The organism is Nocardiopsis quinghaiensis (assembly GCF_008638365.1).
Classification (GTDB): Bacteria; Actinomycetota; Actinomycetes; order Streptosporangiales; family Streptosporangiaceae; genus Nocardiopsis; species Nocardiopsis quinghaiensis.
Genome location: NZ_ML703339.1, coordinates 175,122 through 193,542 on the forward strand (window position 1 = coordinate 175,122; position 18,421 = coordinate 193,542).

At 72.6% G+C, this 18,421-nt stretch carries 18 protein-coding genes; 8 read left to right on the forward strand and 10 right to left on the reverse strand.

Going from position 1 to position 18,421, the window contains the following annotated elements; genetic code table 11:
* The 5 genes from FYX01_RS03100 to FYX01_RS03120 are packed head-to-tail and all read left to right on the forward strand — an operon-like array spanning nucleotide 1 to nucleotide 4,517.
* On the forward strand, nucleotides 1-831 hold the full coding sequence (locus tag FYX01_RS03100; RefSeq protein ID WP_223830284.1) for an ABC transporter ATP-binding protein: 831 nt from the start codon (nucleotides 1-3) through the stop codon (nucleotides 829-831).
* Complete coding sequence (locus FYX01_RS03105) at nucleotides 828-1,586, forward strand: ABC transporter ATP-binding protein (protein WP_150237273.1); 759 nt, start codon at nucleotides 828-830, stop codon at nucleotides 1,584-1,586. Before FYX01_RS03100 ends, FYX01_RS03105 begins: the two co-directional genes overlap by 4 nt.
* Nucleotides 1,583-2,482, forward strand: a complete 900-nt coding sequence (locus FYX01_RS03110) for a branched-chain amino acid ABC transporter permease (protein WP_150237275.1) — start codon at nucleotides 1,583-1,585, stop codon at nucleotides 2,480-2,482. Before FYX01_RS03105 ends, FYX01_RS03110 begins: the two co-directional genes overlap by 4 nt.
* A complete protein-coding gene (locus tag FYX01_RS03115) occupies nucleotides 2,482-3,618 on the forward strand; it encodes a branched-chain amino acid ABC transporter permease (RefSeq protein ID WP_150237344.1) in 1,137 nt (378 codons plus the stop codon). The genes FYX01_RS03110 and FYX01_RS03115 overlap by 1 nt, the downstream gene beginning before the upstream one ends.
* Nucleotides 3,615-4,517, forward strand: a complete 903-nt coding sequence (locus FYX01_RS03120) for an alpha/beta hydrolase (RefSeq protein ID WP_150237277.1) — start codon at nucleotides 3,615-3,617, stop codon at nucleotides 4,515-4,517. Before FYX01_RS03115 ends, FYX01_RS03120 begins: the two co-directional genes overlap by 4 nt.
* Here FYX01_RS03120 and FYX01_RS03125 read toward each other — a convergent pair.
* A complete protein-coding gene (locus tag FYX01_RS03125; RefSeq protein WP_150237279.1) occupies nucleotides 4,443-6,515 on the reverse strand; it encodes a helix-turn-helix domain-containing protein in 2,073 nt (690 codons plus the stop codon). The genes FYX01_RS03120 and FYX01_RS03125 overlap by 75 nt on opposite strands.
* Nucleotides 6,500-7,333 carry a 3-hydroxybutyrate dehydrogenase gene (locus FYX01_RS03130; RefSeq protein WP_150237280.1) on the reverse strand — a complete coding sequence of 278 codons (834 nt, stop codon included), beginning with the start codon at nucleotides 7,331-7,333 and terminating at the stop codon, nucleotides 6,500-6,502. The genes FYX01_RS03125 and FYX01_RS03130 overlap by 16 nt, the downstream gene beginning before the upstream one ends.
* Before the next feature lie 238 nt (nucleotides 7,334-7,571).
* Between FYX01_RS03130 and FYX01_RS03135 the strand changes: the two genes are divergently transcribed.
* The gene (locus FYX01_RS03135; protein ID WP_150237282.1) at nucleotides 7,572-8,858 is read left to right on the forward strand and encodes an extracellular catalytic domain type 1 short-chain-length polyhydroxyalkanoate depolymerase; all 1,287 of its coding nucleotides are present in this window, start codon (nucleotides 7,572-7,574) and stop codon (nucleotides 8,856-8,858) included.
* Here FYX01_RS03135 and FYX01_RS03140 read toward each other — a convergent pair.
* The 5 genes from FYX01_RS03140 to sigK all read right to left on the reverse strand — a co-directional run bounded on the left by FYX01_RS03140 (nucleotide 8,855) and on the right by sigK (nucleotide 13,208).
* Nucleotides 8,855-9,088 (reverse strand): hypothetical protein, encoded by a 234-nt coding sequence (locus FYX01_RS03140; RefSeq protein ID WP_150237284.1) that lies wholly within the window; start codon nucleotides 9,086-9,088, stop codon nucleotides 8,855-8,857. The genes FYX01_RS03135 and FYX01_RS03140 overlap by 4 nt on opposite strands.
* 226 nt (nucleotides 9,089-9,314) lie before the next feature.
* Entirely contained in the window at nucleotides 9,315-9,809 is a 495-nt protein-coding gene (locus FYX01_RS03145) for a MarR family winged helix-turn-helix transcriptional regulator (protein WP_150237286.1), read from the reverse strand.
* Between the two features lie 226 nt (nucleotides 9,810-10,035).
* A complete protein-coding gene (locus tag FYX01_RS03150) occupies nucleotides 10,036-11,676 on the reverse strand; it encodes an AMP-binding protein (protein WP_150237288.1) in 1,641 nt (546 codons plus the stop codon).
* A 183-nt stretch (nucleotides 11,677-11,859) separates the two neighbouring features.
* A complete protein-coding gene (locus FYX01_RS03155) occupies nucleotides 11,860-12,600 on the reverse strand; it encodes an anti-sigma factor (RefSeq protein ID WP_150237290.1) in 741 nt (246 codons plus the stop codon).
* On the reverse strand, nucleotides 12,597-13,208 hold the full coding sequence (gene sigK, locus FYX01_RS03160) for an ECF RNA polymerase sigma factor SigK (RefSeq protein ID WP_150237292.1): 612 nt from the start codon (nucleotides 13,206-13,208) through the stop codon (nucleotides 12,597-12,599). The genes FYX01_RS03155 and sigK overlap by 4 nt, the downstream gene beginning before the upstream one ends.
* Before the next feature lie 134 nt (nucleotides 13,209-13,342).
* Here sigK and FYX01_RS03165 point away from each other — a divergent pair, with 134 nt between their 5' ends.
* Together FYX01_RS03165 and FYX01_RS03170 are read left to right on the forward strand one after the other, a co-directional pair.
* A complete protein-coding gene (locus tag FYX01_RS03165) occupies nucleotides 13,343-14,932 on the forward strand; it encodes a molybdopterin-dependent oxidoreductase (protein ID WP_150237294.1) in 1,590 nt (529 codons plus the stop codon).
* Nucleotides 14,933-15,020: 88 nt separating this feature from the next.
* Complete coding sequence (locus FYX01_RS03170) at nucleotides 15,021-15,311, forward strand: hypothetical protein (protein ID WP_150237296.1); 291 nt, start codon at nucleotides 15,021-15,023, stop codon at nucleotides 15,309-15,311.
* A 285-nt stretch (nucleotides 15,312-15,596) separates the two neighbouring features.
* Here FYX01_RS03170 and FYX01_RS03175 read toward each other — a convergent pair whose 3' ends face one another.
* The 3 genes from FYX01_RS03175 to FYX01_RS03185 form a co-directional block, all read right to left on the reverse strand.
* Nucleotides 15,597-16,268, reverse strand: a complete 672-nt coding sequence (locus tag FYX01_RS03175) for a hypothetical protein (RefSeq protein ID WP_150237298.1) — start codon at nucleotides 16,266-16,268, stop codon at nucleotides 15,597-15,599.
* A gap of 194 nt (nucleotides 16,269-16,462) precedes the next feature.
* Entirely contained in the window at nucleotides 16,463-16,936 is a 474-nt protein-coding gene (locus tag FYX01_RS03180) for a DUF6114 domain-containing protein (protein ID WP_263363641.1), read from the reverse strand.
* A gap of 14 nt (nucleotides 16,937-16,950) precedes the next feature.
* Nucleotides 16,951-17,574: a DUF6230 family protein gene (locus FYX01_RS03185; RefSeq protein WP_150237303.1), complete on the reverse strand. Its 624-nt coding sequence runs from the start codon at nucleotides 17,572-17,574 to the stop codon at nucleotides 16,951-16,953.
* Nucleotides 17,575-18,421 lie beyond the last annotated feature (847 nt).

Sequence of the window (18,421 nt, forward strand, 5' to 3'; positions counted from 1 at the left end):
ATGGCCTCCGAAGCCACGGACACCGCCGGGGCCGCGGGGGCGGCCACCGCCGCCCCCCGCCCGTCCGGCGCGGACGCCCCCGGCGCCGTTCCGGGCCTGGCCCTGGAACACCTGAGCTGGTCGGTCGGCGGCGCCGTCATCGTGGACGACGTCACCATGCGCGTGGACGAGGGCGAGTTCGTCGCCCTCATCGGCCCCAACGGCGCGGGCAAGACCTCCCTGTTCAACCTGGTCTCCGGACTGACCAGGCCCACCGGCGGCAGCGTCCGCCTCGCCGGGACCGACGTCACCCGGTACGCGCCCCACCGCCGTGCCCGGCTCGGCATGGGCCGTACCTTCCAGACCTCCAGCGTCTTCGGCGACCTCACCGTGGGCGCCAACGTCGGCCTGGCCGTCCAGGCCCGCACCGGCGAGTCCCGCCGCTTCTGGCGCCGGGCCACCCCCGACGGCGGAGCCGAGGCCACCGCCGTCCTGGACCTGGTCCGCCTCGCCCACCGGACGGACGCCCTCGCCGGCGACCTGTCCCACGGCGACAAGCGCAAGCTCGAACTCGCCCTCCTCCTGGCCCGCCGACCCCGCCTGATCCTCCTGGACGAGCCCATGGCCGGGGTCAGCGCCGGGGAGATCGGAGAGCTCACCACCGTCATCCGGGACGTGCACCGCGAACAGGGCTGCACCGTCCTCATGGTCGAACACCACATGGAGGTGCTCCTCGACATGGCCGACCGCCTGGCCGTGATGCACCACGGCGCACTGCTGGCCCTCACCGACCCGGACTCGGCCATGGCCGACCCCGAGGTGCAGGCCGCCTACCTCGGGGACGGGGCGTGAGCGCCGGGAGGCCGCTGCTGGACGCGGCCGACCTGCAGGTGTGGATCGAGGGTTCGCACATCCTCCAGGGGGTGTCCCTCTCCGTGCCCGGCCGGGGCGTCACCGCGCTCCTGGGCCGCAACGGCGTCGGCAAGACCACCACCGTCAAGGCCCTGCTCGGGCTGGTGCCGCGCACCGGCCGGGTGGACTTCGACGGCACGGACATCACCGCCCACCCCACCCACACCATCGTCACCAGGGGCATCGGCTACGTGCCCGAGGACCGCGGGGTCTTCTCCGCCCTCACCGTCGCCGAGAACCTGCGCATCGCCGAGCGCCGCCCCGGCAGGCACCGCTACGACCTCGTCCACGAGCTGTTCCCCGAGATCGGCGAGCGGGCCGACCAGCCCGCGGGCACCCTGTCCGGCGGACAGCAGCAGATGCTCGCCATCGGCCGGGCCCTGCTCAACGACAACAGGCTCCTCATCGTGGACGAGCCCACCAAGGGCCTCGCGCCCCGCATCGTCCGCGAGGTCGCCGACGCCGTCGCCCGCGCCGCGGAGCAGGTGCCGGTCCTGCTCGTGGAGCAGAACCTGTCCCTGGTCCGCCGGGTCGCCGACCGGGCCGTGGTACTCGACGCGGGACGCGTGGTCCACACCGGGCCCGCCCTGGAACTGCTCGACGACGCCGACCGGGTCCGCGAACTCCTCGGCGTGGCCCGCGCGGCCGCCGTTCCCTCCGCTCCCCCCGAGACCGAAGGGAGGCGGACCGCGTGAGCACCGTCATCCTCCTCGTCATCACCGGGCTCGGCCTGGGGGCCCTCTACTTCCTCATCGCCTCCGGGCTCTCGCTGATCTTCGGCCTGATGGACGTGCTCAACTTCGCGCACGGCGCCTTCCTGGCCATCGGTGCCTACGGAACCTGGTGGGCCGCCGAGTACCTGCCCGGAGCGGGACCCGACGGGTTCGGCTTCCTGCTCGCCGTCGCCTTCGGCGTGGCCGCGGGCACCCTGGCCGCCACCCTGGTCGAACTCTGCGTCATCCGCCCGCTCTACGGCAGGCACCGCGAGCAGATCCTCGCCACGGTCGGCCTGAGCCTGGCCGTCCCCGCGCTCATCCAGGCGGTCTGGGGCGCCGACCCGCTCACCTTCCCCAAACCCGCGCTGGTGAGCGGCGCCGCCTCCGTCCTCGGCGTGCACATCCCCAAGGACCGCTTCCTGCTCATCCTGGCCGCCGTCGTCGTGTTCGCGGCCCTGTGGCTGTTCAACTCGCGCACCCGCTACGGGCTCATCGTCCGCGCGGGCGTGCAGAACCGCGCCATGGTCACCGCCCTCGGCATCGACGTGCGCAGGTCCTTCACGCTGGTGTTCGCCATCGGCGGCGCCGCCGCGGCCCTGGCCGGGGCGCTGGGCGGCCTGTACTTCGGCGTGGTCACCCCCACCCAGGGGCTGTCCCTGCTGATCTTCGCGTTCATCGTCGTGGTGATCGGCGGGACCACCTCGCTCACCGGCTGCGCGATCGCCTCCGTCACCGTCGGCCTCATCCAGCAGTTCGCCAACTACTACACCGTCGCCGGCCTCGGCGACATCGCCGTGGTCATCGTCCTGGCCCTCGTACTACTCACCAGGCAGGGCGGTCTGACCGCGAAGAAGTCCGCGGAGAGGGTGGCATGATGACCGACACCGACGTGGCCGCCCAGGCCCCCGGCGCCAGCACCCCCGGCGGCGGCACCACGCCGCCGGCCACGGGCGGCGTCCGCGGGCGCCGACGCCCGCCCGCGTGGGCGGGCCCGGCCGCCGTCCTGGCGGTGGCCCTGTCCCTGCCCTTCTCCACACTGCACGTCCCCGGACTGTTCGAGGGCGCGCTCAACAGCCCGCCCACCCTGCACCTGATCGCGTTCTGCCTGGTCCTCGGCGGACTGGCCACCAGCTACGACCTGCTCTACGGCCGTGTGGGGCTGCTCTCCTTCGGGCACTCCCTCTACTTCGCCTGCGGCGCCTACACCGCCGCGCTGCTCATGCGGGTGGTCGAGCTCCCGCTCCTGTGGTCGGCGCTGGTCGCCGTCGTCGGCGGAACCCTGCTGTCCCTGGTCCTCGGCGCCGTCTCACTGCGCGTCAACGGCATAGCCCTGGCCATGGTCACCCTCGCCTTCGCCCAGGCCGGATCCATCCTCATCTCCCGCGACCCCGGCCGCCTGACCGGTGGTGAGGAGGGGCTGTCCCTCAACACCGCCATGGTCCCGGACGCGTTCGTGGGCGTGGCCGACACCGTCAACCTGTACTGGGTGGCCGTCGCCTACGCCGCGGTCTCCGTCGGCGTCGTCTGGTGGCTGACGACCTCCCCGGTCGGCCGCGTCTGGCAGGGCATCCGCGCCAACGAGCAGCGCGTCGCCGTCCTCGGCGTCAACCCCTACCCCTACAAGCTCACGGCCTTCACGGTCGGCGGCGGCCTGGCCTCCCTGGGCGGCGTCGTCTACCTGCTGGTCGTCGGCGGCGTCACCCCCACCATCACCACCGCCGAGTTCACCCTCACCCTGCTGGTCATGGTGGCCCTGGGCGGAGCGGGCACCCGCTGGGGCCCGCTGCTGGGCGCCGCCCTGTACACCTACGCCGACCACCGCCTCCTCCAGCTGGGCGGCTCCGAGGCCTTCACGGAGCTTCCCGCGTGGATCGCCGCGCCGCTGTCCCAGCCCCTGTTCATCCTCGGCACGCTGTTCGTGCTGATGGTGTTCTTCTTCCCGGGCGGACTCGTCGCCCTCCCCGGGCGCGTCCGCTCGGCCCTGCGCGACAGGAAGGACGTACGGAAATGACCGACACCACCTCCTGGAGCGACGGGGACGAGTACACCGTCCCCGCCTCCGGCGGCCTGGCCGTCACCCGCTGGGGCGGGGGCCCCGGCACCCCGATCCTGGCCGTCCACGGCATCACCGCCAACGGCCACTCCTTCGCCCGCCTCGCCGCCGAGCTGTCCCGGCTCGGCGGTCCACCGCTGATCGCGCCGGACCTGCGCGGACGCGGACGCAGCGGGCACCTGACCGGACCGCACGGCCTGGCCGCCCACGCCGACGACATGGTCGCCGTGCTCGACGACCACGGGATCGACGGCACCGTCCTGGTCGGCCACTCCATGGGCGCGTTCGTCGCCTGCCTGGCCGCCGCCCGCCACCCCGGCCGGGTGTCCGGACTGCTGCTGGTCGACGGCGGACACGGACTGCCCGTCCCGCCCGGGACCGACATCGGCACCGTCCTCGGCCCCGCCATGGCCCGCCTGCGCATGACCTTCGAGGATCCCGACCACTACCGGGACTTCTGGCGCCGCCACCCCGCCTTCGAGGGGCGCTGGAACACCTGGGTGGACCACTACGTCCTGCGCGACCTCGCGGGGGAGCCGCCCGCCCTGCGCTCGGCCTGCGACGAGGAGGCCGTGCGCACGGACGGGGAGCAGGTCCTCGCCGACCCCGACGCGCTCGACGCCGTCCACCGGCTGCCCTGCCCCGCCCGCCTGCTGTGGACGGGGCGCGGCCTCATGGACGAGAGCCCGGGGCTGTACACGCGCGAACGGCTGGCCGGACTCCCCGAGGACCTGGTCACCGTCGAACTCCCCGACGACAACCACTACAGCCCCCTGTTCTCCTCAACCGCCGTCCTGGTCGCCCAGCAGGTCCACACCCTTGTCCAGCAGGCCGTGCAGGTGCAGGGCGAGCTGTAGCTCCAGTGCCCGGCCGGGGCGCTGCCAGTCCGCCCCGATCAGCTGACCGATCCGCTCCAGGCGCTGCGCCACCGTGTTCACGTGGATGTGCAGCTCCTCCTTGGCGCGCGACAGGTTGCCCCCCGCCGCGAAGTAGGCCCGCAACGTCTCCACCAGGAGCGTGCCCCGCCTGGCGTCGTACTCCAGCAGCGGGCCCAGGGTCGCCGACACGAACCCCGGCACGTCCCGGTCCTGGCTCAGCAGCAGTCCCGAGAACCCCAGGTCCTCTGTGGTGGCCACGCCGCCCTCCCGGCCCAGGGCCCGCAGCGTCTGCAGGCACCGGGCCGCCTCGGCGAACGCGTCCCGGAACGACGACGGGCCGTCCGTCGGCCCGGCCAGCCCCGCCGTCACCGGGCCGTTCGCCGCGGCCGACAGCTCGTCGGCCACCCGGCGCCCCACCGCCGACGGGTCCGTTCCGGGCAGCGCCAGCACCAGGCGGCCCGACCGGTTCCCGGCCAGTCCCCCGGTGGTCTCGGCGACATGGGTCGCCGCCGAGCGCAGCCGTCCCGGGTCAGCGCCCGGCGCCTCCGCGACCACCAGCACGTGCGGGCCGTCCAGGTCCGCGCGCAGCAGCGACGCCCGCTGCCGCAGCGACGCCGGGTCGCGCGCGGGGACCTCCAGCAGCTCGTCCAGGAGGTCACCGCGCACCCGGAGTTCGGTCTCGCTCACCGAACGGCGGATGAGCAGCAGCAGCGCCGTCACCATCGCGGCCCGCTCCAGCACACGCTGGTCGGTCGAGTCCAGCTCCACCCCGCGCAGCACCAGCGTTCCCAGGGGCTCGGTCCCGGCCGCCGCCGACGCCACCCATGCCCGGCCCGACCGCACGGCACGGCCGCTGGCCAGCGACGAGCGCACCGCCTCGGCCAGGCCGCCGTCGCCGGAGTCCCACGGCGCGCCGCCCCGGTCCGCCCCCTCCACCACCCCCTGCGGGCCGGCGGTCACCGACTCGTCCGAGGTCGCGTCGTGGATCAGCACCGCGCCGCCCAGCACCTCGGCCACCGCGGCCGCCACCTCGCGCACCCCGCCGCCGCGCAGCACCAGGTCGGTCAACCGGTCGTGCGCCGCCGCCGAGCGCTCCACCGAAGCCGTGTGCCGCTGCAGCCGCTCGTTGACGGTGTGCAGCTCGTCCAGGGCGCGCCGCGTGTCGTCGATCAGGTTCGCGCTGTCGATCGCGATGGCCGCGTGCGCGGCCAGTGACGACAGCAGGGCGACCTCCGAGTGCGCGAAGGGGCGCTCGCGCCGGTTCGCCGCGAACAGCACGCCCACGTCGCGCCCGTTCATCTTCAGCGGCACGCCCAGGATGGCCACCAGGCCCTCCTCTCGCACCGCGTGGTCGATGTTCTCCGCGTGCACGAACCTCGGGTCGGCGAAGTAGTTGGCCGTCACGTACGGCAGCGCCGTGGTGGCCACCAGCCCGCCCAGCCCCCGGCCCGGCGCCAGCCGCAGCCGCTGGAACGACGCCGACACGGACCCCGACGTCACCCGCATGTAGGTGCCGCCCGCCTCCGGATCGCTCAGCGTCAGGTACGCGACGTCGGTGCCCAGGAGGTTGCGGGCCCGTTCCACGATCGCCTGCAGCACCTGGTCCAGGCTGCGCATCCCCGCCAGGTCGTTGGCCGTCTCGAACAGCGCGCCCAGCTCCGACTCGCGGCGTTGCCGGTCGCGCATCACCGACCGCACCCGCAGCGCCGTCAGCTTCGAGGCCTCCAGGGCGGCCACCGCCTCCGGGTCCTCACCGCGGGCACGCGCGCGCAGCACCGGCCGTTCGTACTCCACGGCCGGTGCGTCGCGCAGCAGCAGGTCCAGGAAGAGCGCCTGGCCGTCGGAACCCGCGGGCCCCTCCCCGCCCGGGCCCCCGGGCCCGGAGGCGACGGGGCCGGGGGTGCCGGGGCCGGAGGTGCCGGGGCCGGGGCCGGGGTCGGGGGTGCCGGAAGTGGTGGTGTTCAGCTCGCGCTCCATGCTCCGTCCACGGGCAGGGAGGCGCCGTTGACGAACGACGCGTCCCCACCGCACAGGTAGGCGACCAGCTCGGCGACCTCCGAGGGTTCGATCAGCCGCTTGAGCGGGGTCCTGGCCAACAGGACCTCCGAGATCACGCGCTCCTCCGGGATGCCGTGCGCCGCCGCCTGGGCGGCGATCTGCTTCTCCACCAGCGGGGTGCGCACGTATCCGGGGTTCACACAGTTGGAGGTCACCCCGTGTGCGGCGCCCTCCAGGGCGACCACCTTCGAGAAGCCCTCCAGGCCGTGCTTGGCGGTCACGTAGGCCGACTTGTATGCCGAGGCGCGCAACCCGTGCACCGAGGAGATGTTGACGACGCGGCCCCACCCCTGTTCGTACATGTGGGGCAGGGCGCCGCGTACCACGCGGAACGGCGACTCGACCATGAGACGAAGGATGAGGGAGAAACGCTCCGGAGGGAAGTCCTGGACGGGTGCGACCGTCTGGACGCCCGCGTTGTTGACCACGATGTCCGCGCCCCGGGCGGCCTCCTCGGCCGCGTCCAGGTCGGTCAGGTCCAGGCGCACCGCCTCGCCGACGCCCCGTTCGGCCAGCGCGTCCAGGGCCTCCCCGTCGAGGTCGACCAGCCGGACGTCGGCCCCGGCGTCCGCCAGGCGCAGGGCACAGGCCCTGCCGATGCCGCTGGCCGCCCCGGTCACCAGGGCGGTCCTCCCCGTGAGGTCGACCCGGGTGGTGTGGACGCCCCCCGCGGTCTCGGGGACGGGGGACTGGGTGGCCTGCCGCGCCGTGCCCGACAGGAACTCGTGCGTCGTCATGGCAGCAAACTAGGTGCGCCTTCCCCACCGGGGGATAGGGGTGGTGGACACACCCCGCGTGGGAGACATGTGGTCAGCACCCATGGGTTCCGGCCGGGCTGTGGGCTTCCCACTGGCGACGGACCCGTGACCGGGGTCTCTCGTACATGTCGTGCGCGTCACAGCGGGGCTAGGCTCCCAGCCACGGTTCACCGAACCCCCGCTCACCGTTCGGAAATCCCCTCGGAGGTACCCCCCCATGGATTTCGCAGTGCCCTCCGCCCATCGCACCCCACCGCCCCCACCCCTCACACGGGGGCGGACCGCCCTCTCCCTCACCGCCGCGCTGGCCGCCGTCGCCGTGGCGGTCGCCGCCCTGCTGGTCGCCCCCGCTCCGCGTGCCTCGGCCGCCGCACTCACGCCGGTCCCCTCGTTCGGCACCGACCCCGGCGATCTGTCGATGTACGCCTACGTGCCCGACGGGCTGTCCGCCGACGCGCCCCTGGTCGTGCTGCTGCACGGCTGCGCTCAGGACGCCACCGCCTACCACGGCCACTCCGGGTGGGCGGAACACGCCGACGAACACGGCTTCGCCCTCGTCTACCCCGAGCAGAAGTCCGCGAACAACGCCACCAGCTGCTTCAACTGGTTCGAGCGCGGCGACACCGCGCGCGACTCCGGTGAGGCACGCTCGATCCGCTCCATGGTCGAGCACGCCGTGTCCTCCCACGGACTGGACGCCGACCGGGTGTACGTCTCCGGGCTCTCCGCCGGAGGGGCCATGGCCGGTGAACTCCTCGCCGCCTACCCCGACCTGTTCGCCGGGGGCAGCATCGTCGCGGGGATCCCGGTGGGCTGCGCGAGCGGCATGATCGACGCCTTCAGCTGCATGAGCCCCGGCAAGACGAGGACCGCGCAGCAGTGGGGTGACGCCGTGCGCTCCAAGAACCCCGGTCGGAGCGGTCCCTGGCCACGCGTCGCCGTCTGGCACGGCACGTCCGACACCACGGTGGCCCCCGCCAACGGCGAAGCAGGCGTGAGCCAGTGGACCGACGTGCACGGGCTGTCCGGCGGTCCCGAAGCCACCGAGCAGCTGTCCGGGTCCACCACCGCCGCCTACCACGGCGGTGACGCCGACAGCGCGCCCGTCGCCCACTACACGGTCTCCGGCATGGGACACGGCACCCCCGTCGCCCCGTCCGAGGGCTGCGGCACGGCGGGTGCCTACTTCCTCGCCACCGTCTGCTCGACCGGGTACACGGTCGACTTCTGGGGCATCGGGGACGGGAACGGCGGTCCCACGGATCCGCCGACCGAGGAGCCCACGGAGGAGCCCACGGACCCGCCGACCGAGGAGCCCGGCTCCGGGGTGTGCGTGACCGACGACAACTACGGCCACGTGTCGGCGGGCCGGGCGGTCCACCGTCTCGGGCGGGCCTACGCCGCCGGCTCCGACGATCCGCTCGGCCTGTGGAACGTCTTCGTCACCACGTCGGTGACCGAGACCTCGCCGGACTACTGGGAGCACACACCCGGGGGGTGCTAGAAACCGTCCCTGGCACGCGCCAGGCGCCCGAAGTGGCCCACGGCCGCACCGAGCGCGAAGTGCGCGGCCTGGTGCTCGGTCATGGGGACCACGCCGGCCGGGACGGTCACCCGGAAGGGGAACTCCTCGTCCGGCCGGATCCGGAAGTCGTCTATCACTCCCTGGGACAGGAGCATGGTCAGGGCCTCGCGGACTTGGCCACTGCGGTTGTCTGACGCCCAGATCGACATATCCCCAACCCTAGGGCGTCGTGCGTGGCGCACACACGCCCCGTCCCCGCCCGGACCGACCCTCAGGGGAACGGGAGGACGGGCGGCGGACACCGGCGGCCCCGGCCCCGGAACGGCTGGTGGCCGGCCGCGACCGGCCACCAGCCGGGGACGGGCGCGACCCCCGTGGCGCCCGTCCCCACCGGCGACCGCCGCCGACGGACGTGGTGACGGAGTCCGTCCTGCCTCAGCCGTCCTCGGGCAGCCGGGCCTCACCCGCGAGTACGTTCGCGGTCAGGCGGCGCAGTGCCAGCCTCGTGGCCTCGAACTCCTCCTCGGGAAGGTCGATGACCCCGCCGATCGCCTCCGGGATGCCCTCGGCGCTCGCCCTCAGCCGCCTGCCCTCGTCGGTGAGGACGACACGGACGGAGCGCTCGTCCCGCGGGTCACGGCCCCGGTGCAGCAGTCCCCGGCCCTCCAGCCGCTTGAGCAGCGGGGTGAGGGTGCCGTAGTCCAGTTGGAGCGCGGACCCGAAGTCCTTCACCCAGCACTCGCCGCGCTCCCAGAGGAGCATCATCACGAGGTACTGGGGATAGGTCAGCCCCAAGGGGTCCAGGAGGGGCCGGTAGAGGTTGACGACCGCACGTGACGCGGCGTAGAGCGCGAAGCACATCTGCTCGTCGACGGCGGGAAGAGGAAAGTCGCCCGCGGGGGCGGGGGATCGGTCGGGCATCGACATCATGATAGTTACCTCATGCCCGATATTCAAAGCACACAATTACCTTGCGTGCAAGAAAATTGGTACGGGGTGCCGATGGGAGTGTCGACGCATGTCCGTGCAGGTCGGAAAAGGCGTTGGTGTCGGGTTCGGTCCTTCTTCCCGAGCCACGCACTTCAGGAGGAAAGGGAAGGGGGATTCGTGTCCGGCTCGTCCGCGCGGATTCCGGTCCGCCGGAATCCGCGCGGATCTACTGGCGCGGCGCCCGGTACGGCAACAGGCGCTTGACCACCTTGCCCGTGGCGTTGCGCGGCAGCTCGTCCACTACCACCACGTCGCGCGGCACCGAGAACCGGCCGAGCACATCGCGCACGTGCGTCCGAACCCCGTCCGGGTCCACGCTTCCGCCCTCGTGGGGCACCACGAAGGCCGCGAAGCGCTGCCCGAACTCCTCGTCGGGCACGCCCGCCACCACGACCTCCCGCACCTCCGGAAGCGTCACGATCGCCTCCTCCACCGGCCGGGGGAACACGTTCTCCCCGCCCGAGACGATCATGTCGTCGTCCCGGCCCGCCACGTGCAGCAGCCCGTCCGCGTCCACGTAGCCCCGGTCGCCGGTCTCCATCAACCCGCCCGCGACACTCCTGCCCCGCCCGTTCGTGTAGCCGTCGAAGAGCATGTCGTTGCCGACGTGGATCGACCCCTCGGTTCCCGGCGGGACCTCCGCACCGTCCCCGTCCAGGACCGCGATCCGCGTTCCCAGAGGCGGCCGACCGGCCGTGGTGGGAGAACCGCGCATGTCCTCGGGCGTGGCGATCGTCGCCCACGACACCTCGGTCGACCCGTACAGGTTGTAGAGCACGTCCCCGAACGCGCCCATGAAGTCCGTGATCAGCCGCGGGCTCATCGCCGAACCGCTGCACGCCACGACCCGCAGTGACGAGGTGTCGTACCGCTCCCGCGTCGCCCCGGGCAGGTCCATGATCCGCCGCAGCATCACCGGCACCGCGAACAGCGCCGTGCACCGCTCCTCCTGCACCGTCCGCAGCACGTCCTCGGGATCGAACGATCGGCGCGTCACCAGGGTCGCCCGCATCGACATGCCCAGCTGTACGCCCGCCAGCCCCCACGTGTGGAAGATCGGCGCCGAGACCAGGACGCGGTCCGAGGAGCGCAGGGGGATGCGGGACAGCACCGAGGCCGCGTCCTGCGGCCCCTTCGGGGTCGGCCGCCGCGCCCCCTTGGGCGCACCCGTCGTCCCCGACGTCAGGACGATCAACCGGCCCGGACGCTCCGGCGGCGGCGGATCGTCCTCCGTGCCCTCCTCCGCCCGCCACGGCACCCGTGGCCCCCCGGCCGACGGCTCGCCCCAGGCCGTCACCCGGACCACCTCCGGCGGCAGCTCCGAGCACAGGCCCTCGAACTCGGCGTCCGCGATGGTCACCGACACCCTGTTGCCCACCACCGCCTCGGCCAACTGGTGCGCCGACAGCCCGGTGTTCAGCAGCACGGTGTCCGCACCGAGGCGGCCGCAGGCCACCATCGCCTGCACGAAGCCGCTGTGGTTGCGGCACAGCACGCCCACCCGCGCGTTTGGCCCCACCCCCGCGCGGTGCAGGTCCCGGGCCAGCGCGCGTCCGCGCAGGTTCATCTCGCGGAAGGTGACGGGCCCCCGCTCGTCGATGACCGAGACGGCGTCGGGCACGCGCTCGTTCGCGGCGGCGTAACCGCCGGCGATCGTGGCGCCCCACGTGCGCAGGGCGCGGAGCTGACGGACGATCCTGTCGGGGCGTCCGGGACCGAGCACACCGGCGCGGACCAGGACCCGCGCCGTTCTGAGGGCCTGGAACAGTCGTGGGACTGCGGACGATCCTTCGGCGTTGGGCGCCATGGTGTCTCCGGGAGCGGACGGGACGGGCGAAGCGTTCCGCGCCTGCCCGGGGAGCCTTCGCCTCGTGACTCCCCGGAAGTACTGCGACCGTAAGCGAGGAACCCGCGCCGTTTCTCCGTCCCCGGGTGAGTCCCCACCCGCGCGTAGTTGTCACCCCGGCACGAGACCACGGGCCGCACCGGGTCACATGTCGATCGACATCTCCCGCCCGCTCGGCTCCGAGGCGCCCTCCTCCGGCTCCAGTGACACGCGCAGCTGCTCCGGGCTCCCCATGTCCTTGGCCATCCCCGAGTGCCGACCCTCCGCCGAGGGTTCGAGCATCCCCGCGGAGCGCACACCGCCCTCGTCCGCCCACCACATCTGGTAGGCCATCCCCCGAGGAGCCGACGGCAGACCCTCCACCACCAGCATCGCCGCGTCCATCTCGTAGGAGGCGAAGACCGTCGCCCGTGCCTCGCCGAGCGGGGCCTCCACCATGTTCGTGTCGGAGGCGGCGAGCAGTTCCTCCATCGCCGCCGAGTGCTGGGCCTCGGAGTCCATCCGCTGGCTCACCGAGACCAGGGTCCCCGCGAGCATCACCGCGACCAGTGCGCACGCCGCGGCCATCATCCACGGCAGCCACCGGGACCGGAGCGGCAGGCGCACCACCTCGGCACGCGGGCGGCCGTCCCGCTCCGACGCATCGGTCAGCGGCGGCAGCTGGCGGGTCCGCAGGGCGGCCCCGCGGACCGCCTCCCACACCTCGGGCCGGGGTTCCCGTGTCTCGGCCCCGGCCAGACGCACCGCCGTCTCACGGAAGTCCGCCAGGTCGCGCCGGCAGTCCTCGCACTCCGTGAGGTGCCGTTCGGCGGCCTCCGCCTCCTCCGGGGCCAGGGCGTTGACCGCGTACCCCGCGGTCAGCCCGTGCACACCCGCCTCGTTCATACGCTCACCCCCAGGCAGTCACGCAGCCTGATCAGGCCGTCACGCAGTCTCCCCTTGACCGTGGTCAGCGGGACCTTCAGCAGGTCGGCCGCCTGCCGCTGCGTGTACCCCGTGTAGTACGTGAGCCGGACCGCCTCGTGCTGGGCCTCGGTGAGCCTGCTCAGGCACCGGCGCACCTTCTCCCGCTCCAGCCGGTGCTCGACCTGGTCGGGAACCGAGTCCCGCGGGGTCGCCTCGGACTCCAGGCGCCCGGCGGCGGCGAGACGGGTCGACGAGGCCTGCTCCGAGCGCACCCGGTCCACGGCCCTCCGGTGCGCGATGGTCAGGACCCACGCCGACACGCTTCCCCGCGACCGGTCATAGCGGGCACAGGTCCGCCAGACCTCCAAGAACACCTCCTGGCAGACCTCCTCGGCCTGCGCGTCGTTCAGCATGACCCGGCGGGCGATGCCGAACACCGGGCCGGACAGCTGCCGGTAGACCCCCTCGAACGCGGCCAGGTCGCCGATGGCGGCCTGCTGGAGGAAGCGCGTCAGGGGTTCGTCACGCGCGCCTCCACCGCCGGGAGTCCCGGCCTCCCCGTGTTCCCATCCGGCCGTCCGCTTCATCGGCCACCACCTCTTCCATGCCTGCCACAGGCATTCGGCGCCGTCGCCGGGCCGGTGACCCCGGTTTGGCGGACTTTACCCACTCGTTATCATTCTGGCTGTCGCCCCGCCCGGATCCGCACCGAACCGGGGACATGTCCGAGACCACTCGCAGCACCCGCCGGGGACCGGCCGCCGTCGCCGGGCTCGTGGCCACCGCGTCCGCGCTGGCCGTGGCCGAGGCCGCCGCCGTGGCGCTGTCACGTCCCACCAGCACACCCCTGCTGGCCGTCGGGGACACCGTCGTCGACCTCACGCCGCCGCCCGTGAAGCAGTTCGCCGTGGACGCCTTCGGGACGGCGGACAAACCCGTCCTGCTCATCGGGACAGCGGTGCTCCTGGCCCTGGCGGCGGCCCTGGTGGGAGCGGCCGCCGGACGCAGGAGGGCCGTCGGCCCGGTCGGGATCGCCGCCTTCGCGGCCGTGGGCCTGGCGTCCGTGCTCACCCGTCCCGGGAGCGGACCGCTCGACGCGCTGCCCACGCTGGCGGGCGCCGCCGCCTGTACCGGGGTCCTCCTCTGGCTGCTCGGCGTCGCGGCCGAGCGTCCACAGGCTGTGGACGGCGCGGACTCCTCCACCGGCCCTCCTCCCGCCGGCTTCGACCGGCGCCGGTTCGCCCTGCTGGCCGGGGCCGCGGCCGCCGCGTCCGCGGGCACGGGAGCAGGCGCCCGGTTCCTGACCGCCTCGGCGCCCGCGGCCGGCCTCACTCCCGACAACGCGGTGCTCCCGCGCCCGGGCGACCGGGCCGCACCGCTTCCCGACGGCGCCGACCTGGAGCTGGACGGGCTCGCACCCTTCTTCACCCCCGAAGCCGACTTCTACCGGATCGACACCGCCCTGTCGGTGCCGCGCGTCGACGCCTCCACGTGGTCGCTGCGCATCCACGGACTGGGGACCACGCGGGAGCGGGTCGTCACCTACGCCGAACTGCTGGACCATCCCGACCTCAGGGAGCGCGACATCACCCTGGCCTGCGTGTCCAACCCGGTCGGCGGGTCCTACGTGGGCAACGCGCGCTGGATCGGCGTGCCGCTGGCCTCCCTCCTCACCGAGAGCGGTGTCCGCTCCCCCGCCGACGGGGGACCGGCCGACCAGCTCGTCTCGCGCTCCCAGGACGGGATGACCATCGGCACGCCCGTCGCCGACGCCATGGACGGGAGGGAGGCCATGCTCGCGGTCGGCATGAACGGGCGCCCGCTGCCCTACGAGCACGGATTCCCCGTCCGCATGGTCGTTCCCGGCCTGTACGGATACGTGTCCGCCTGCAAGTGGATCACCGAGATCGAGCTGACCACGTTCGAGGCCTTCGACGCCTACTGGGTGCCCCGGGGCTGGTCCGCGCGGGGCCCGGTCAAGACCCAGTCGCGCATCGACACCCCCCGCGACGGTGCGGACCTCGGGCAGGGGCAGGCCACCGTCGCCGGTGTGGCGTGGGCCCAGAACACCGGTGTCGACCGGGTGGAGGTGAGCGTCGACGGCGGGCAGTGGACCGAGGCGAGGCTCGCGGAGGAGGACACCGCCGACACCTGGCGGCAGTGGGTCCTCGACTGGGACGCCGAGCCCGGAGAGCACCGGATCGCCGTCCGCGCGACCGACCGCGACGGACACACGCAGCCCTCCGACCAGGCGCCGCCCGCGCCGGACGGGGCGACCGGCCACCACACCGTCACCGTGACCGTGGCCTGACCCCGGCCGCCACCGCGCGACAGACCTCCGGGCCCGAACGGACCCGGCCAACCCATCGCGACAGCGATGACAAGGAGATGAGAACACCATGCGCACGATTCCCCCGAACCAGCTCAGCCGAATCCTCGCCGGCGGCGCCGTCGGTCTCGTCGCGGTCTTCGGCCTGGCCGCGTGCAACGACGGCGCCGCCGGAGGCGACACCGTGGAGAGCGAGGAGATGTCGGAGGAGTCCGCGGACGAGGAGACGTCCGAGGAGTCCATGAGCGACGACATGTCGGACGAGTCCATGGAGGGCGACGACATGGAGGGCGAGGAGATGTCGGAGGAGCCCATGGACGAGGAGACGTCCGAAGACGACATGGGCGACGACGACATGTAGGGAGACCCCGCGAGGGGGCCGCCGCGCGAGGCGCGGCGGCCCCCGACGGCATGGCGGCCGTGTCCGGGCCACGGGGCGATCGCACACGCGGTCCCGTGGCCCGGGGGACGGAGCCTGTTCGTAGGGAGTGTTTTCTGGAAGGTTTTCGGGTCAGCGGGCGGCCGTCCCAGGCGATCTCTCGCAAGGCGATGCGCGAAGTCCAGCCTGGTCGTGCTTCACGAGCGCGTAGGCGTGGCGAGAGGCGGCCTGGTGGACGCGAGCCCGGAACGGTCCAAAGAACACGACCTAGCCGGTCACGGTGATCGGCGAGGCCGGGTCATCGGTGTTGGTCACCTCGTAGGTCGCCTGGAAGGGCGCCTCGGTCGCGTTGGTCGGGCAGCCGAACCCGCCCGTCACCACGACCGGGGCCGCGGTGTCGAAGGCCAGCGTCGAGGCCGGGTCGCCGTTGGTCCACGAGCCGTTGATGCCGACCGGGCCGCCCGGGCTGACCGTCGCGGTGCACGAGGACAGGCCGCTGGTGGACACCACGATGCCCCCGGCGGGGATCACCATGGTGCCGACGCTCGGCGAGCCGTGCTGCATGGTCATCTCCCACACCGGGTCGTTCACGGCGACCGTCGCTCCCACGAAGGGCACGTTGGTCGAGCAGTCCGTGAAGTCCGGGGCGTTGATCGTGGAGGAGACCGCGCCGTCGGGGTTGTGGTTGCCGGGCGCCCCGGGCACGAGGTTGTTTCCGCCGCCCGGGGAGGTGGACGAGACATCGCAGGTCACCACGACGCTGCCTGCGGTGAAGGTGGCACTGCCGCTCAACGCGGCCTCGAAGGCCGCGCCGGCGGGCGCCACGGTGGTCGAACCCTGCTGGGCGGCGGCACTGCCGCCCCAGGTCAGCGCCAGGGCGCCGGCCGCGGCGGCGGCGAGGAGGACGCGAGCGGGGGCCATCGGTCGCGGAACCGACATGAGTACTCCTTGTGTGTAACGGCCGGTGGACGCGCGAACGCGCCGACCGGGCGGTGTACAGAGGTACGCGCCGACTCGGTAGACGTGGTTTTCCTGGTGGACGACCGGGAACACGCGGGCCCGGGTATCCGCTCCCGCGTGCCCCCGGTGATCAGGGGGGGGCATGGTTCGGACGGTCTGTGCTCTCCGAGGAGTCACCCCTCGGCGCGGGGGACGGCCGGAGGCGGGAGGACCGGGGCATCCGGCCCCTCACCGTTCTCCCTGTTCGCCTCCCCGGACATCTCCTGCCGTGCCTGGTCGTGTGGGCGCCGCCCTCCACGCGGCGGCCGGGTCACGGGCCGCCAGGAGAAGGCCAGGCCGCCGCCGACCAGTGCCAGCAGCGTGCCGATCACCAGACCGCCCAGGTTGGAGAGGATGAGTGCGCCCAGGCCGAGGAATCCGGCCAACGATCCGGAGATGACGTGCTGGTTCGGGGTGAACCAGGTGATGAGGCCGAGGACGACGAGCATGCCGCCGAACATCAGCGAGGAGACCCCGCCGATCCCGGTCTGGACCATCAGTTCCACCGGCATCACGACGAACGACGTCATGACGACACCGGAGAGGATCATCAGGAGCCCTCCCGCGAAGGGACGGCGCTTGCGCCATCGGCGCCAGCCCCCCGTCAGGCTCCGCGGCGACCTCAGAAGCACTCGTTCTCCCCGAGGCTGATGCCCAGGCTCAGCCCGGAGAGGCGGAAGGTCCCGGCGCTGGCCGCTCTGGCGGTCTGCTCCAGGTCCTCCACGACGATGGTGTCGGACTGCATGCCGAACAGGTCGTTGAATCCCTGGGCTCCCTCGGGTCCCTGGTCCAGCGTGCCAGCGTCGCGGCCGATCTCGATGTTCTTGAACTCGGCGTCGCCGTCCATCTGCGACATGTCGATGACCAGGTTCTCCGCGATGACGGGGGTGCCCTGGTCGCCGGCGGTCAGTTGGAGCGAGATCTCGCCGATGATGGGGAACTCGGTGAGGACCGACTGGCACAGGCCCTCGATCTCCGCGTGCTCGATTCCGGCGACGGCGACGGGGACGGCCTCCTCGCGGACGGTCTGGTCCAGCCAGCCGTACTGGACGAAACCCTCACCGTCCAGCTCGGCGGCGGAGATCTTGAAGTCCTGGCCGGAGACGGTGAAGGAGGCCGCGAGCGCACCCTGGGCCATGGCGATCAGAATGCCGCCCACGGCGACACTCGCCGGGATGGAGAAGAGCGCGAAACGCTTCCAGCTGGTGTGACTTCCAGGAGTCTCGGTGGGGGCTGTGGTGTCCATGCAGGTCCTTCCATGGGTGCATGGCCGCGCTGCGCCCGCCGTCCCCCCGAACATCCGGCACGCGGCCTGGTCGTGGTCCGTCCCCGTCCAGCGGGGTGCCACCGGGCCAGAATCCGTTCCAGTAACGCTGCACATCATGTATCGCCACCAGAAGGATTTCAAGGGTGTTCCAACAACTTTTCCCGCCTTTCTGCATGTTTGCTGGTAAACGCCCCTGGTTTGATGTGATGGGGCTCTGGCCTGCGGAAACACTGCAATAGGAGAGGTAGGGGGAGGGCGGGTGGAGAAGATCTCCTATTCACGTCCCCGTCCGTGTTCCAAATCGGTCACAGCTTGAACCAGAAGGTCATCCAGAGCGCACCCGTTCTTTGTCATTCCGGTGAGTACTCGCCCGGGTCGCCTTCCTCAACGAGGTGAGTCCTCCTTCGATACGTGGTGGGGATGTGGCTCTTGGTGTCCGTGTGGTGTCCGTGGTCGTCGTGTCCTCAGCGGTGCGCGGGTCGTCAGTTGCGAAGCGCGAGCGGCGAGCGGTGAGGGGCGGCGGCGACGGGAAGACGGGGAGGGAGTGAAGTGTGAGTGGCGACACAGGTGTTTCGGTTTGCTCGGTGTTCCGGACAGGAGTAGTGTTCACCGAGTCGCCACGGGACGGCGAGCGGCCCTCGGGGCCGGCTCGGAACCGGACCGGTCCGGCGGCAGCATCCTTCCTCTCCGAAACCGTGTTGGTTCGAGCAGTGCTCTGAGCCGGTAGGCTTCGGGAGGCGCTTCCACAGAAATGCGGAAGCGGACGGGCTTTACCCCGATCAGGAACACCACAAACCGCCGGTTTGGCGGGGTGCGGAACACCTGA